This is a genomic window from Bradyrhizobium sp. LLZ17 (assembly GCF_041200145.1).
GTDB lineage: Bacteria > Pseudomonadota > Alphaproteobacteria > Rhizobiales > Xanthobacteraceae > Bradyrhizobium.
In genome coordinates, this window is sequence record NZ_CP165734.1 from 3,837,546 (window position 1) to 3,852,868 (window position 15,323).

At 64.6% G+C, this 15,323-nt stretch carries 13 protein-coding genes; 7 read left to right on the forward strand and 6 right to left on the reverse strand.

The genetic code is table 11. The features are described from left to right. Positions 1-32 precede the first annotated feature (32 nt). The 5 genes from fba (at position 33) to AB8Z38_RS18610 (ending at position 5,074) form a co-directional block, all read left to right on the forward strand. A complete protein-coding gene (fba, locus tag AB8Z38_RS18590; protein WP_369726422.1) occupies positions 33-1,100 on the forward strand; it encodes a class II fructose-bisphosphate aldolase in 1,068 nt (355 codons plus the stop codon). A gap of 315 nt (positions 1,101-1,415) precedes the next feature. Further along, positions 1,416-2,441, forward strand: coding sequence for a class I fructose-bisphosphate aldolase (locus AB8Z38_RS18595; RefSeq protein ID WP_369726423.1), 1,026 nt, complete (start codon positions 1,416-1,418; stop codon positions 2,439-2,441). A gap of 3 nt (positions 2,442-2,444) precedes the next feature. Next, positions 2,445-3,113, forward strand: coding sequence for a thiamine phosphate synthase (locus tag AB8Z38_RS18600; protein ID WP_369726424.1), 669 nt, complete (start codon positions 2,445-2,447; stop codon positions 3,111-3,113). A gap of 8 nt (positions 3,114-3,121) precedes the next feature. Beyond that, positions 3,122-4,198: an HcpA family protein gene (locus AB8Z38_RS18605; protein ID WP_369726425.1), complete on the forward strand. Its 1,077-nt coding sequence runs from the start codon at positions 3,122-3,124 to the stop codon at positions 4,196-4,198. Positions 4,199-4,282: 84 nt separating this feature from the next. Then, entirely contained in the window at positions 4,283-5,074 is a 792-nt protein-coding gene (locus AB8Z38_RS18610; RefSeq protein WP_369726426.1) for an inositol monophosphatase family protein, read from the forward strand. Positions 5,075-5,197: 123 nt separating this feature from the next. On the opposite strand, the gene AB8Z38_RS18615 is transcribed toward AB8Z38_RS18610, so the two are convergent. From AB8Z38_RS18615 to AB8Z38_RS18630, 4 genes are all read right to left on the reverse strand, one after another. Further along, positions 5,198-5,515, reverse strand: a complete 318-nt coding sequence (locus AB8Z38_RS18615; protein ID WP_369726427.1) for a hypothetical protein — start codon at positions 5,513-5,515, stop codon at positions 5,198-5,200. Then, positions 5,516-6,643 (reverse strand): AAA family ATPase, encoded by a 1,128-nt coding sequence (locus AB8Z38_RS18620; protein WP_369726428.1) that lies wholly within the window; start codon positions 6,641-6,643, stop codon positions 5,516-5,518. A gap of 303 nt (positions 6,644-6,946) precedes the next feature. Further along, the gene (locus AB8Z38_RS18625; RefSeq protein ID WP_369726429.1) at positions 6,947-10,096 is read right to left on the reverse strand and encodes a multidrug efflux RND transporter permease subunit; all 3,150 of its coding nucleotides are present in this window, start codon (positions 10,094-10,096) and stop codon (positions 6,947-6,949) included. Between the two features lie 6 nt (positions 10,097-10,102). Next, positions 10,103-11,293, reverse strand: a complete 1,191-nt coding sequence (locus AB8Z38_RS18630) for an efflux RND transporter periplasmic adaptor subunit (protein ID WP_369726430.1) — start codon at positions 11,291-11,293, stop codon at positions 10,103-10,105. Positions 11,294-11,668: 375 nt separating this feature from the next. Here AB8Z38_RS18630 and AB8Z38_RS18635 point away from each other — a divergent pair, with 375 nt between their 5' ends. After that, positions 11,669-12,067 carry a response regulator gene (locus AB8Z38_RS18635; protein ID WP_369726431.1) on the forward strand — a complete coding sequence of 133 codons (399 nt, stop codon included), beginning with the start codon at positions 11,669-11,671 and terminating at the stop codon, positions 12,065-12,067. A 34-nt stretch (positions 12,068-12,101) separates the two neighbouring features. Here the strand turns inward: AB8Z38_RS18635 and AB8Z38_RS18640 are convergent, their stop codons facing one another. After that, the gene (locus AB8Z38_RS18640; protein ID WP_369726535.1) at positions 12,102-12,326 is read right to left on the reverse strand and encodes a hypothetical protein; all 225 of its coding nucleotides are present in this window, start codon (positions 12,324-12,326) and stop codon (positions 12,102-12,104) included. A gap of 434 nt (positions 12,327-12,760) precedes the next feature. Here AB8Z38_RS18640 and nhaA point away from each other — a divergent pair, with 434 nt between their 5' ends. After that, positions 12,761-13,993 carry a Na+/H+ antiporter NhaA gene (gene nhaA, locus AB8Z38_RS18645; RefSeq protein ID WP_369726432.1) on the forward strand — a complete coding sequence of 411 codons (1,233 nt, stop codon included), beginning with the start codon at positions 12,761-12,763 and terminating at the stop codon, positions 13,991-13,993. A gap of 5 nt (positions 13,994-13,998) precedes the next feature. On the opposite strand, the gene AB8Z38_RS18650 is transcribed toward nhaA, so the two are convergent. Then, positions 13,999-15,027 carry a cyclopropane-fatty-acyl-phospholipid synthase family protein gene (locus AB8Z38_RS18650; RefSeq protein ID WP_369726536.1) on the reverse strand — a complete coding sequence of 343 codons (1,029 nt, stop codon included), beginning with the start codon at positions 15,025-15,027 and terminating at the stop codon, positions 13,999-14,001. Positions 15,028-15,323 lie beyond the last annotated feature (296 nt).

Sequence of the window (15,323 nt, forward strand, 5' to 3'; positions counted from 1 at the left end):
GCCTTGCAGGCCCAAACGGGAGAAAGATACAGATGGCTCGGATCACGTTGCGTCAATTGCTCGATCATGCGGCGGAACACGATTACGGCGTACCGGCCTTCAACATCAACAACATGGAGCAGGCGCTGGCGATCATGGACGCCGCCAACCAGGTCGACGCGCCCGTCATCATCCAGGCCTCGCGCGGCGCGCGCTCCTACGCCAACGACGTCATGCTCAAGCACATGATGGACGCGGTGACCGAGATCTATCCGCACATCCCGGTCTGCGTGCATCTCGACCACGGCAATGAGCCCGCGACCTGCATGACCGCGATCCAGGCCGGCTTCACCTCGGTCATGATGGACGGCTCACTCAAGGCCGACGGCAAGACCCCCGGCGACTGGAGCTACAATGTCGGCGTCACCAAGACCGTGACCGACATGGCCCATCTCGGCGGCATCTCCGTCGAGGGCGAGCTCGGCGTGCTCGGCTCGCTCGAGACCGGCATGGGCGACAAGGAAGACGGCCACGGCGCCGAGGGCAAGCTCAGCCACGACCAGCTCCTGACCAATCCGGACGAAGCCGTGAAGTTCGTCCAGGAGACCAGGGTCGACGCGCTCGCGATCGCGATGGGCACCTCCCACGGCGCCTACAAGTTCACCCGCAAGCCGGACGGCGACATCCTCGCCATGAACGTGATCGAGGAGATCCATCGCAAGCTGCCGAACACGCATCTGGTGATGCACGGCTCCTCGTCGGTGCCGCAGGACCTTCAGGACATCATCAATGCCAACGGCGGCAAGATGAAGCCGACCTGGGGCGTGCCGGTATCCGAGATCCAGCGCGGCATCAAGCACGGCGTGCGCAAGATTAACATCGACACCGACAACCGCATGGCGATGACCGGCCAGATCCGCAAGGTGCTGAAGGACAATCCGGAAGAGTTCGATCCGCGCAAGTACCTGAAGCCGGCGATGGAGGCGATGGTCAAGCTGTGCAAGCAGCGGCTGCAGGAGTTCAACACCGCGGGCCAGGCCGCCAAGTTCAAGAAGGTGCTGACCCCCGCCGACATGGCCAAGCGCTACGCCAAAGGCGAGCTCGACCCCCGGGTTGCGTAGCGATCGCGCGTGGTGGCGTAAGGCCGGGACGCTCTATCGTCTCCCTCGCCCCGCTCTTCGCGGGGAGAGGGTGGGGTGAGGGCTCTCTCCGCGAGTTGTGCCCTGTCGATGGACCTGTACCCCCTCACCCGGATTTTACGCGACGCGCAAAATCCGACCTCTCCCGCAAGCGGGGCGAGGTGAAGGGTCGCCCAGCCCGCTCCTTTTCGCCACAACTGACCTCCCCCTGCCCTGCGACCAACGTTAACTCGGCAATTGCCCGAGAACGGTCTATTTTCACAGGCAAGGGCAGAATCGTTTTGGGAGGACATCTCGATGAATCTGACTGAGCTGAACAGGATCGCGACCGCCATGGTCGCGCCCGGCAAGGGCATCCTTGCCGCCGACGAATCCTCCGGCACCATCAAGAAGCGCTTTGACGCCATCGGCGTGGACTCGACCGAACAAAACCGCCGCGATTATCGCGAGATGCTGTTCCGCTCCAGCGGGGCCATGAGCCAGTATATCTCCGGCGTGATCCTCTACGACGAGACGATCTGGCAGGATGCCAAGGACGGCACGCCGCTGGTCAAGCTGATCGAGGATAGCGGCGCCATTCCCGGCATCAAGGTCGACGAGGGCACGCAGGCCCTGCCGATGTGCCCGGGCGAACTCGTCACCGTCGGGCTCGACAAGCTCGCCGAGCGCTTGAAGAGATATTACGAGCGCGGCGCGCGCTTCGCCAAATGGCGTGCGGTGATCGATATCGGCAGCGGCATTCCCTCGATGACCGCGATCAGCGTCAACGCCCATGCGCTGGCGCGTTACGCCGCGCTGTGCCAGGCCGCGCAGATCGTGCCGATCGTCGAGCCGGAAGTGCTGATGGACGGCGATCACGACATCGACCGCTGCTACGAGGTAACGAGCCGCGTGCTCAACAAGACGTTCCAGGAGTTGCGGGTGCAGCGCGTCGCGCTCGAAGGCATGGTGCTGAAGCCGAACATGGCCATCTCGGGCAAGAAGTGCCCGAAGCAGGCCTCCGTCGAGGACGTCGCGGAGAAGACAATCCGGCTGTTGAAGGGGTGCGTGCCGGCGGCGGTGCCCGGCATCGCCTTCCTCTCCGGCGGCCAGTCGGACGAGGAGGCGACCGCGCATCTCAACGCCATGCACAAGCTCGGCCCGCTGCCCTGGGGCCTGACCTTCTCCTATGGCCGCGCGCTGCAGGCGGCGCCGCAGAAGGCCTGGTCGGGCAAGGCGGAGAATGTCACGGCCGGACAACACGCATTCAGTCACCGCGCGCGCATGAACGGCCTCGCCTCGAAGGGCGAATGGCAAAGTAGCCTGGAACAGAAGGCAGCCTAGATCTTGTCGAACAAATCGCCTCCGCCGCGCCCGCCGCCGCGGCTCTATCTCGCGACGCCGCTGGTCGATGATCCCGCTTCGCTCGTCGCGGAATTGCCGGGCCTGCTCGCTTCCGCCGATGTCGCCGCCGTGCTGCTGCAGCTCAACGAGACCGACCAGCGCAGCATGATCTCGCGCATCAAGGCGCTGGCACCGGTCGTGCAGAACGCGGGGGCCGCGCTGTTGATCGAGGGCCATCCCGAGCTGGTCGCGCGCGGCGGCGCCGACGGCGCGCACCTGCCCGGCATCGCCGCGCTGAAAGAGGCGCTGCCGTCGCTGAAGCCCGATCGCATCGCCGGAGTCGGCGGGCTGACGACGCGGCACCATTCCATGGATGCAGGCGAGATCGGCGCGGACTATTTGCTGTTCGGCGAGCCCGATGCCAAGGGGCAGCGGCCGTCGTCGCAAGCCATCGCCGAACGGCTGGACTGGTGGGCGGAACTGTTCGAGCCGCCCTGCGTCGGCTTTGCTACCTCGTTCGAGGAAGCCCACGACTTCGCCGCCAGCGGCGCCGATTTCGTGCTGGTCGGCGCCTTCATCTGGGCCGATCCGCGCGGGCCCAAGGCCGCCCTGATCGAGGCCGACGCTGCGATCAAGAACGGCTATGCAGCCCTTCCCGCGGGCCAGGGCTAGCGCCCGAGATGAAATTATCGCGCATCACGCTTCTTGCAACGCTGCTCTTGACGCCGCCCGTGGCGGCACAGCTCCAGATCACGCCCCCGGTCGCGACGCCGAACCCATCGGCCGAAAAGGCCAAGGCCAAGCCCGCAACCAAGCCGCACACCATCACCAAGAAGAAGGAAGCCGCACCGGCGCCCAAGCCGTCGGCCTCGCCGACCCCGGCGCTGCCTGCGACTGTGATCCCCGCGCCTCCGGCCGACAATTCCAACGTCGATCTGGTGTTCGGCGCCTATCAGCGCGGCCAGTACAAGACGGCCTTCGAGCTCGCCACTGCGCGCGCCAAGACCGGCGATGCCAAGGCCATGACAATGCTGGGCGAGCTCTATTCCAACGCCATGGGCATCAAGCGCGACTACGCCAAGGCGGCCGAATGGTACAAGCGCGCGTCCGAGGCCGGCGACCGCGAGGCGATGTTCGCGCTGGCGATGCTGCGCATCGCCGGCCGCGGCGGCCCGATCGACAAGGGCGAGGCCGTCAAGCTGATGGCATCCGCGGCCAAGCTCGGCGAGCCCAAGGCCGCCTATAATCTCGCGCTGCTTTATCTTGACGGCCAGACCCTGCCACAGGACGTCAAACGCTCCGCGGAGCTGTTGCGCCAGGCCGCGGACGCCGGCCTGCCCGAGGCGCAGTACGCGCTGGCGACGTTCTACAAGGAAGGCACCGGCGTGCCGAAGGACCCCGAAAGAGCGGTGCGGCTGCTTCAGGCGGCAACGCTGACCGACAATGTCGATGCCGAGGTCGAATATGCCATTGCGCTGTTCAACGGCACCGGCACGCCGAAGAACCAGCCGGCGGCCGTGGCGTTGCTGCGCAAGGCCTCCCGCCAGGGCAGTGCGATCGCGCAGAACCGGCTGGCCTGGGTCCTGATCAACGGCATGGGCGCGCCCGTGGACAAGGTCGAGGGGTTCAAATGGCACCTGGTGGCAAAAACCGCCGGCAAGGGCGATCCGGAGCTCGACAAGCAGCTGGCCGATCTGCCTGCCGACGACCGCGCCAAGGCGGAAGCTGCCGCGAGGAAATGGCTCGGGAGCAAATGACTTGACGTTGCGGCCCTCGCAGGGCACCCAATCCCATCAAATGGCGCGGGTTTGCGTCCCTTTCCCCGATCAAGACCAGAGCTCATGCTGTATTCCGCCACTATCAACGTCATGGTCAAGGCGGCGCGCCGCGCCGGCCGCAGCCTCAAGCGCGATCTCGGCGAGATCGAGCATCTCCAGGTCTCGCTGAAGGGGCCGGCGAACTTCGTCTCGCTCGCCGACAAGCGTGCCGAAGAGATCCTCTACCAGGACCTCGCCAAGGCGCGGCCCGGCTACGGCTTCGTCGGCGAGGAAGGCGGCACGCGCGAGGGCAGCGACAAGAGCCACACCTGGATCGTCGATCCGCTCGACGGCACCACCAATTTCCTGCACGGCATCCCGCAATTCGCGATCTCGATCGGCCTCGTCCGCGAGGGCACGGTGATCGCAGGCGTGATCTACAACCCCGCCAATGACGAGCTCTACATCGCCGAGCGCGGCAAGGGCGCCTTCCTCAACGACCAGCGCCTGCGGGTCGCGGGACGCCGCCAGCTCAACGAATGCGTGGTGGCCTGCGGGCTGCCGCATATCGGCCGCGGCGACCACGAGGAATTCCGCCGCGAGATGACCGCGATCCAGGACCGCGTCGCAGGCCTGCGCCGCTTCGGCGCCGCCTCGCTCGATTTAGCCTTCGTCGCGGCCGGCCGCCTCGACGGCTATTGGGAACGCAATCTGTCCCCCTGGGACATCGCCGCCGGCCAGATCATGGTGCGCGAGGCGGGCGGAACGGTGAGCGACATCGACACACCAGGCGACGCGCTGGTCACCGGGCACGTCGTGTGCGGCAACGAGTTCGTGCACGGGGAGCTGGCGAAGGTGTTGCGGAAGGCAGCGTAGGCCGAGACCGCCCCTTACACACTGCTGGATCGTCCGCGAAGGCGGACGATCCAGTACTCCAGAGAGGTCACTTGGACATAGAACGGTCGCGGCGTACTGGATGCCTCCGCCTGCGGCAAGCTATCAACTTGAGAAGTAAAGCCCGGCGACGGCGAGGGCAGCAAAGATTGCCCATGGAACGGCTAAGTCTCGCAAGTCACCGCCCCGGCAGGCCGCGGACAGCGTTCCGGGAAGCCAATAGAGCACGATGAACAGCTTGGTCCGTATGCCGCCCCACTTGACATAGCCGGGCTGCGTATCGACCGGCTTTCGGAAATCGCGCCAAATGTAGAGAGCGCCTGCAAGTATGTAAGCGATCGCAATGGCGGCCATCATTCTCATGGATTCGCTTGCTCCTTTCCAAACCGCTGGGTCGGCACCTCTGCGGTCGATCTGCAACAACTAAGCGTCGTCCTCGTCATCTTCCTCGTCGCGATATTCCCCGCCGATGGTCAGGCCCTCGATGGTCGTGGCGCCTTTCGACTTGATCACCCGGCGAAGCGGGACCGAACTCTCGCTTCGCAACGCCTCCATCAGGTGTTCCGAGTGAGTGACGATCCAGATGTCCGCACGGCGTGATGCCTTGGCGATCAGCCGGGCCAGTGGCGCCAGCAGCGACGGATGCAGGCTGGTCTCGGGTTCGTTCAGCGCGATGAATGGCGGCAGCCGATAGCCCATGAACACCGCGAGCAGGCAAATGTATTTCAGCGTTCCATCGGATAGTTCATGAGCCCTGAACGGCCGCGGCATATCCGCCAGTTGCAGATCAAATTGGCAGAGGCCGTTTTCCTCCCATGCGCGGAGCTCAGCGCCCGGGAATGCATCCTGGATCGCATCCTGCAGGTCGTTGGCGTCTTGCCGAATGACATAGAGGGTCGCCAGGGCGGCAGCCAGATCGGTTCCATCGGCGCTGAGCGAGGGCGTTGCGATTGCGAGACAAGGCTTTCGTATCGGTGACGCCGGATCAGTGCGGAAGTCATGATAGAATCGCCAGCCCAGCATCGCATTTCTGATCAGGTCGATTTCCGGGCATTCCTTGCCATCGGAAAAAGCCGCAAGCGCAGTCTCTGACGGCAGCACCGCATCCTTGTGAGCGTTCCAGGCGCCGCTCTCGCCGCGGACGCTGATGAGCGAATTGATCCGCTCCATCAGCTTGACCGTTCGTTTGCCCTGCGTCGCCTCGATACTTTCGGCCTTGATCATCGGCTCGCCGGAAAACGCGGCCTGAACCGGGCTGGGAAACCCCAGCTCGATGGAATACCTCATGCTGTCGAAGGTGGCCGACAACCGCAGCCGTCCGTCTTCGCCTCGCTTGCGGAGGCCGGACCAGCAGACCGAATTCAATCCGCCTTCATCGGCGATCGTGCGGGTGATCTGGCCAACCGCCGCGTCGCGCAACAACGACAAGGATTTGTACAGATTGGATTTGCCGACACCGTTCTCACCCACAAACACGGACAAGGGATGGATGGGTATGGAGAGCCGCCGAATGGAGCGATAGTTCGAGATCGCAATGTCGGTCGGACGCATCACATGCTCTCAATCGGCGGGCTGTCTGCGCATTCGCTGGCGGTGCGAATACGCATTCTCTCAATCCAAGGGATGCAGTCTGGATGGACAGTCCCGAGAAAGCAAGCCGACCGATCCGGCGTTCAGTGCCAGACTCTCACCAGCGCCGCGAATGTGCTGCGCAGTCTGGGCGAAGACGGCCGCTCCAAACCCGACTGTCATCATCCGCGAAGGCGGATGATCCAGTAGTCCAGAGACGCCTGTCGGGTACGGAAAGGCCGCGGCGTACTGGATGCGCCGCCTTCGCGGGGCATGACACCCACTTTACAGGTTGGCCGGCGCCGGCGGGCCGTACATCTCGGCCTCCTCTGCCTTCTCCCGATCCCCGCCCAGCGCACGCTGCACCGAGACGAAGAACACTGGCACCATCAATAGCGCCAGAATCACCACCGCGATCATGCCGCCCATCACGACGGTGCCGAGCGATTGCTGGCTGGCGCCGCCGGCGCCATGCGCGATCGCCATCGGCAGCACGCCGCAGATGAAGGCGAGGCCGGTCATCAGGATCGGGCGGAAACGGAGACGGCAGGCCTCTATGGTGGCGTCGACCAGCGGCTTGCCCTCCTTGCGCAGGTCCTTGGCGAACTCGATGATCAGGATCGCGTCCTTGGCGGCGAGGCCGATGATGGTGATGAGGCCGACGGTGAAATAGACGTCGTTAGGCAGGCCGCGCAGCATCGCTGCAACCACCGCGCCGACGATGCCGAGCGGCACGGTGAGGAGCACCGCGAGCGGAATGGTCCAGCTCTCATAGAGCGCGGCCAGACACAGGAACACCACGAACACCGACAGCGCGAGCAGGAACGGCGCCTGCGAGCCCGACAGCTTTTCCTGGAGCGACTGCCCGGTCCATTCATAGCCGAAGCCGCGCGGTAATTTGCCCGCAAGCCGCTCCATCTCGGCGATGGCATCGCCCGAGGTGAAGCCGGGCTTGGCTTCGCCGGAGATGCGCACCGCCGGATAATAGTTGAAGCCGGCGATCTGCGTCGGGCCGCGCGCCCATTCCACCGTCGCGAAGGACGAGAACGGCACCAGCTGGCCGTGGCTGTTCTTGACGTTGTAGTTGAGGATGTCCTCGGTCTTCATGCGATCGCGGCTATCGGCCTGCACCACGACGCGCTGCATGCGGCCGCGGTTCGGGAAGTCGTTGATGTAGTTCGAGCCGAGATTGGTCGAGATCGTGTTGTTGATGTCCTCGAAGGTGACGCCGAAAGCGCCGGCCTTCTCGCGGTCGATCACGAGATTGACCACGCCGGCCTCGGGCAGGCCCTCGACATAGACCTTTTGCAGCACCGCGCTCGCATTGGCCTCTGCGATCAGTTGGTCGGCGGCGCGCATCAAGGCCGGATAGCCCTTCTGGCCGCGATCCTGGAGGCGGAACGAGAAGCCCGAGGAATTGCCGAGATTGTCGATCGGCGGCGGCTGGAGCGCGGAGATTTTCGCGTCACGGATCGACGAGGACAGATCGCGGTTGATGTCATTGACGATCGCAGCCGCTGAGTCCTTCGGCCCGCGCTCCGACCAGTCCTTCAGCGTGATGAAGGCCTGCGCGGTGTTCATGCCCTGGCCGGAGAAGCTGAAGCCGGTGAGGAAGGTGACGTTGTCCACGCCCGGTCGCTGCGCCAGGTATTTTTCGACCTTCTCGATCACGGCCTTGGTGCGGCCATAGGACGAATCCGACGGCGTCTGCACGTCAGTGGTGACAAAGCCCTGGTCGTCGACCGGCAGGAAGCCGCCGGGCAAATTGACGAAGGCCCAGGACAGGCCGGCGAGCAGCGCGACATAGACCAGCATCAGCCGTCCGGTGCGCTTCAGCGAAAAGCCGACGGTGCGGAAATAGCCTTCCTTGCCGCCTTCGAGCATGCGGTTGAACCAGCCGAACACGCCTTTCCTGGCGTGACCGTGGCCGGCAGCGACGGGCTTGAGCAGCGTCGCACACAGCGCCGGCGTCAGCGACAGCGCCAGGAAGGCGGAGAAGCCGATCGCGGCGACCATGGTCACGGAGAACTGGCGGTAGATGATGCCGACCGAGCCCGGGAAGAACGCCATCGGCACGAACACCGCCATCAGCACCAGCGTGATGCCGATGATGGCGCCGGTGATCTGCGACATCGCTTTCCGCGTGGCTTCCTTCGGTGGCAGGCCCTCCTCCGCCATGATGCGCTCGACGTTCTCGACCACGACGATGGCGTCGTCGACGAGGATGCCGACGGCGAGCACCATGCCGAACATCGAGAGCATGTTGATGGAGTAGCCGGCGAGCAGCAGCGTGGTACAGGCGCCCAACAGCGCCACCGGCACCACGATGGTCGGGATGATGGTGTAGCGGATGTTCTGCAAGAACAGGAACATCACCACGAACACCAGCACCACCGCTTCGAGCAGCGTCGTCAGCACCTTCTTGATCGACGCCTCGACCACCGGCGTGATGTTGTAGGGGATCTTGTAAGAGATATTGGCCGGGAAAAAGCGCGACAGCTCCTTCATTTTCGCTTCGACCGCGCCCGCGGTCGCCAGCGCATTGCCGGTCGGCGACATCAGCACGGAGAGACCGGCAGTCGGCTTGCCGTTGAGACGCGTGTTGAACTGGTAACTGAGGCCGCCGACCTCGATGCGCGCGACATCGCGCAGCCGCACGGTCGAGCCGTCCGCATTGGCGCGCAGGATGATCGAGCCGAACTCATCCGGCGAGGACAATTGGCCCTTGACCAGCACCAGCGCGGAGGTGCGCTGGCTGCCGGTCGACGGCTCGGCGCCGATGCTGCCCGAGGCGACCTGGGCGTTCTGCGCCGCGATCGCCTTGTTGACGTCGTCGGCGGTAAGCCCGTAGCCGACCAGCTTGGCCGGATCAACCCAGACGCGCAGCGAACGTTCGGTCGAATAGAGCGTGGCGCGGCCGACGCCGGGGATGCGGCGGATCTCGCCGAGCACGTTGCGGATCATGAAGTCGCCGAGCCCGACTTCGTCCAGACTGCCGTCGGTCGAATTCAGCGTGATGATCTGGAGTACGGCGCTGGAGGCTTCCTCGATCAGGATGCCCTGCTGGATCACCGCGCGCGGCAAACGGGCTTCGACCCGCTTGATGCGGTTCTGCACCTCGACGGAAGCTGCACTCGTATCGGTCCCCGGCACGAAATTGGCCGTGATCTCGACCTGGCCGAGCGAGTCGCTGGTCGATTCGAAATTGAGAATGCCGGAGGCGCCGTTAAGCTCCTCCTCGATCAGCCGGGTGACACTGTTGTAGAGATTTTCCGGCGACGCACCGGGATAGCTGGTCGAGATCGAGATCGAGGGCGGCGCGATGATCGGATATTGCGCGATCGGCAACAGCGGGATCGAGATCGCGCCGATCAGACAGATGAACAGCGCGACGACCCAGGCGAAGATCGGCCTGTCGATGAAGAAGCTCGCCATCGCGCTTTACCGGGTCAACTGGGCGCGTTGGGCGTCCGCGGTCGCGTCGGCTTCGGCCCAGGATTGCGGCTTGACCTTGTCGCCGGCCGCGAACTTCTGGAAGCCTTCGACCACGACCTTGTCGCCGGCCTTCAGGCCCTCGGTGACGAACCAGACCCCGTCCTGCACCGAGCCGGTGCGCACCGGCTGCACCGCGATGCGGTTGTCGTCCTTGACGACGAACACCTCGCTGCCGCCACCGCCATTGCGCTGGACCGCCTGCTGCGGCACCGCGATCGCGTCGGAGTCCAGCCCCTGGTCGATGCGCACGCGGACATACATGCCCGGCAGCAGCTCGCGCTTGGGATTTGGAAACTCGCCGCGCAGCGTCACCTGCCCGGTCTGGGCGTCGACCTTGGCGTCGGAGAACAGCAGCTTGCCGTCGAGCGAATAGATCGAGTTGTCGTCGAGCACGAGCCGCACCTTGGCGGCATCGGCCGCGATGCGCTCGAGGTCGCCGCTCTCGAAGGCGCGGCGGAGCTGGTTGAGCTCGGTCACCGACTGGGTGAAATCGGCATAAATCGGATCGAGCTGCTGGACGGTGGCGAGATTGGTCTCGTTTTGCACGACCAGCGCGCCTTCGCTGACCAGGGCCGCACCGACCACGCCGTCGATCGGCGCGCGCACGGTCGCATAGTCGAGATTGAGTTTGGCGCGCGCGAGATCGGCCTTGCGGCCCTCGAGTTCGGCCCGGGCCTGGCGCTCGGCCGCGATGGTCTTCTCGTTCTCGGCTTCCGGCGCGGCGCGCTGGCTGGTGAGCGTGGCGATACGGCGCGCCTGCTGCTGCGCCTGCATCAACGCAGCCTCGGCCTTGTCGACCGCGGCGTCGTTGGCCATGACCTCGACCTCGAACGGCCGCGGATCGATGCGGTAGAGCGCATCGCCCGCCTTCACCTCGCTGCCCTGGCGGAACAGGCGCTCGACCACGATGCCCGACACGCGAGGGCGCACTTCAGCGACGCGGGTCGGCGCGATCCGGCCGGGCAGCTCGCGCACCACGGCACGGGCTTGCTGCCTGACGGTGACGACGCTGACATCGGGTTCGGAGGGTTGGGCGGCGGAGACGGCGGAGCTGGATTGATCACAAGCCCCCAGCAGCGGCGCAACGGCCGCGAGCATGATTGCAACGCATGCCGATCGCGCGTGAAGTCCTGACATGAAGTGGAGTGCCCCGATGTTGTTGAAACTGGTCGCGCTCCGCGCGGCGCCCGTCCTGGACAATTCCGCGCGGATGATGGCGTCAAAATAGAATGGACTCGCTGCGGCGCAACGCGTGGCCCGGGCGGCTCAATGTCACACTCGTCTATCTGACTGAGCGCACGACACTTTCGCGAACTCACCGGATCGTGAGTCGGGTTCCGCGGGTGCGTACTGCGACAGAACATCGCGATGGTGATGAACGCCTCGCCTGACCTTGGGTCCGTCCGCCGTCTTCCGCCTTATGTACACTTTTGGACAATTGATGGAACCGAGCGCGTCCGAGTCGCTTAGCTCACCGGAGCACTGCAAGGCGGCAGCAGGGGAGAAGGTGAAGTGAGTGACTCCGTCACGGTGCTGGTCGTCGAGGACGACGGGCTCATTCAGGTCATGATCCAAGAGGCCCTTTCGGCTGGCGGTTTTGAGTCAACTGTCACGGGCTCGGGCGAAGAAGCGATGACGCTTCTTCAAACCAACACGACACAATTTCGAGCGATCGTGACCGACATCAATCTGAGCGGAAAGTGCGACGGATGGGAGGTCGCCCAGCGCTCACGCGAGCTCGACCCCGCCATGCCGGTGATCTATATGACAGGCACCCACGCCGAAGATTGGGCGTCGAGGGGCGTGCCGAACAGCGTGCTGTTGACCAAGCCATTCGCGCCGGCGCAGCTTGTGACGGCGCTTTCCAATCTGCTCAATGCGGCCACCCCGCCGAGCGCGTCAACCGAATAAACTGTCTCGGCGAGCGGCGGGATGGCGAGCGAACCTATCGCTTGGCAGGCGGACCGCTCTTGTTGCCCGGCAATCCCTTGACGTTCGCCGGATCCTGCTCCTGCACCGATTGATTTTGCGACGCCGAGCCGACCGTACCGCTATGAGCCGGAGGCCCGTTCTTGTTGCCGGGAGCACCCGCAATTCCCGCGCCGGAGTTTTGTGCGCTCGGCGCCGTTGCCGCGCTGTCCGTCGCCGCGCGAGCAGGGTTACCCGGGATATGAGAGGCCGAGCCGGGCTTGTCCTGCTCGGAGACGTATCCCGACGCACCGGAGTTCTCGGTCTTGATGCCTTTGTCGGCTTCGTTTTGAAGGTTGTGCGATGGCGAAGCCTGCTGCGCCATCGCCGGTGCCGTCAGGCCGGCCACCACGGCAATTGCTGTGAGCGCGAGATACCGCATGGTGTTTCCTCCTTGGGTTAACCGGCGATAACAAAGCAGGAGCCCGACGTTTCCGATGGCCACGGGAATTCTTTGTCAGCCGGTCCACTCCTCCTCGGATTGCTTTGTCCTACGCGGCCGTTGCTGCGGCAGTATGAGCCAATTGGAACTGTTGCCTTCCCGACATCGTCGTGTAGAAGGCTCCCGGGTGCTCGCTGCAACGAGCAGTGACAGGTCAAGCGATGGTCGGGCCGCCACGCAGAAAGCGCGTGCCCATGAACGATCAGCTGCCAGGCAGAGACCTGTCCAAATCCAAGCTCGCCAAGCGTGCGATTGGAACGATCCAGCAATACCTGCATGTCGAAGCCGTCAGCGGCGCCGTGTTGCTAGTGGCCGCAATGGCCGCAATGCTGTGGGCGAACTCGCCTTTTGCCCACGCGTATCATGATTTCTGGAACCATCCCGTCGTGTTGGGATCAGGCGACTTCGCCTTCACCACATCGTTGCACTTCTGGATCAATGACGCGCTGATGACGATCTTCTTCCTGGTCGTGGGCCTGGAGATTCGTCGCGAGCTCCATGAGGGTGCACTCAGCAAATTCGACCAGGCCGTGCTCCCGGTTGTGGCGGCTCTCGGCGGCATTGCCGTTCCCGCCCTGATTTATCTGGGCTTCAACAGCGTGGCGGGACGCGGCCATGGCTGGGCAATACCCACGGCCACAGACATCGCGTTCGCCGTCGGCGTGCTCGCACTGCTCGGACGTTCGATCCCCGCCAATGTCCGGGTCTTTCTGCTCGCACTGGCCATCATCGACGATATCGTTGCGGTTCTGATCATCGCCATGTTCTACACGAGCGGGCTCGATCTCAGCGGCTTCATCATCGCAGCGGCCGGCATGCTGATGGTTCTCTGGTTCCAGCGGCTCGGCTTTCGCTCTGCATTCGCCTACATCCTTCCGGCTGTCATCGTCTGGACCGGCCTGCTCAAGGCCGGCATTCACCCGACGCTTGCAGGCGTGGTGCTCGGCTTGATGACGCCGGCCCGATCTGAGCAGGAGACATCTCCGCCTGTCGTTCGTGTTCAGACCGCACTTCATCCCTGGGTCGCCTACGGAATTATGCCGCTGTTCGCGCTTGCGAATGCGGGGGTCAGCTTCACCGGCACGGAACTCTCGGGCGGGGCTCAGTTCGTGACGCTCGGCGTCGGACTTGCACTGTGCGCGGGAAAGCCGATCGGCGTGATCGCCGCGACCTGGCTCGCGGTGCGCACGGGCTGGTGTCGGCTGGCTCCCGGCGTGTCCTGGGGCGGGGTCTGCCTGATCGGCCTGTTGGCCGGTATCGGCTTCACGATGTCGATCTTCATCGCCATGCTGGCGTTCACCGACGACAAGCTGCTGGATGCAGCGAAGCTCGGCGTCGTGCTCGGCTCTCTCGTCTCCGTCACCCTCGGCCTCGGATGGGGCGCGGAATACGCGCACCGGCAGCGAAGAAAATCAGTGGAACGATAACGCCCCTACCCCGCCGCCTTCATCCGGTAGTGGCTCACGCCCCATTCGCTGCCGTCGGCGTGGCCGAACAGCCCGGCGGTGGCGAGGAAGAACCAGCGCCAGCGCCGCATCCACAAGGCCGTGTCCTCGCCATAGACGGGAAGCAAGGACGCTTCGATTGCATCGCGATGCGCATCGAAATTGGCGAGCCAGTCATGGGCCGTGTGCTGATAATGCGTGCCGCTCCAGCGCCATTCCTTCTCGATTGTAAAGATGTCGTCATATTGCCGGACCAACTGATGGCTCGGCATCACGCCGCCGGTGAAAAAGTGCTGCGCGATCCAATCCTCGCGATTGGCGCGCTCGAACAGATAGGAGCCGGAGCGATGGGTGAAGACGTGCATGAAGAAGCGTCCCTCGGGCGCGAGCCATGCATGCACGCGCGTCATCAGCTTGCGCCAGTTCATCATGTGCTCGAACATCTCGACCGAGACGATGCGGTCGAACCGGCCGTCCGGCGTAAACATGTTCATGTCGGCGGTGACGACGCGCAGATTGAGCAGCCCGCGTAACCGCGCCTCCTGCTCGATATAGGCACGCTGCGACTGCGAGTTCGACACCGCCATCACCCTGGCATGCGGAAACTGCCGGGCCATCCACAGCGACAGCGAGCCCCAGCCGCAGCCGAGTTCGAGGATGGTTTGACCATCGGCGAGAGCGGCATGCCCGGCGGTCTGGCGCAGCGCCTCCTCTTCAGCCTCCTGCAATGTGCTCGCATCCGTCTTGTAGAAGCAGGACGAAAATTTGCGGTTGGGGCCGAGCACCTGCGCAAAGAAGCTCGACGGCACGTCGTCGTGGCGGGTGTTGGCGGCGTCCGTGCGCTCGGCGATCGGCCGCAGCATCATCCGCCCGGCGAAGGCGGCATCGTCGGGGGCATCGTGCGCGGCGAGACGTGTCGCGGTGCGCGCGCAGAGCTGCTGGATCGCGGCGCGGACCACGATGTCAGGCAGCGGCACGCGTTCGGCAGTTCCGATGATCGTGGAGACGACGCTCATGCGGCCACTCCGTCTTTGGGTGGCAGGGGAAAGAACAAGCTGAAAGAACATGGTGGTTGTGGATTGGTAACCGCGGCAGCGCTCGCCGCGCGAACGCGGCATCTGCGCTCCCAAACGCAGGACGCCGGCGACGTGGACCAGGACCCGGGCCGCGCCCACGCCGGTCAGGCCGAGGGCAGAGGTGCAGATGATGTCGAGCCAGCCGGAATTGCCGGTGCGCTGGACCATCCAGGCGGACGCCATCAGGATCGCGAGCGAGAGCGCGATGGCCGCCAGTCCCCCGAGATGCATCGCCA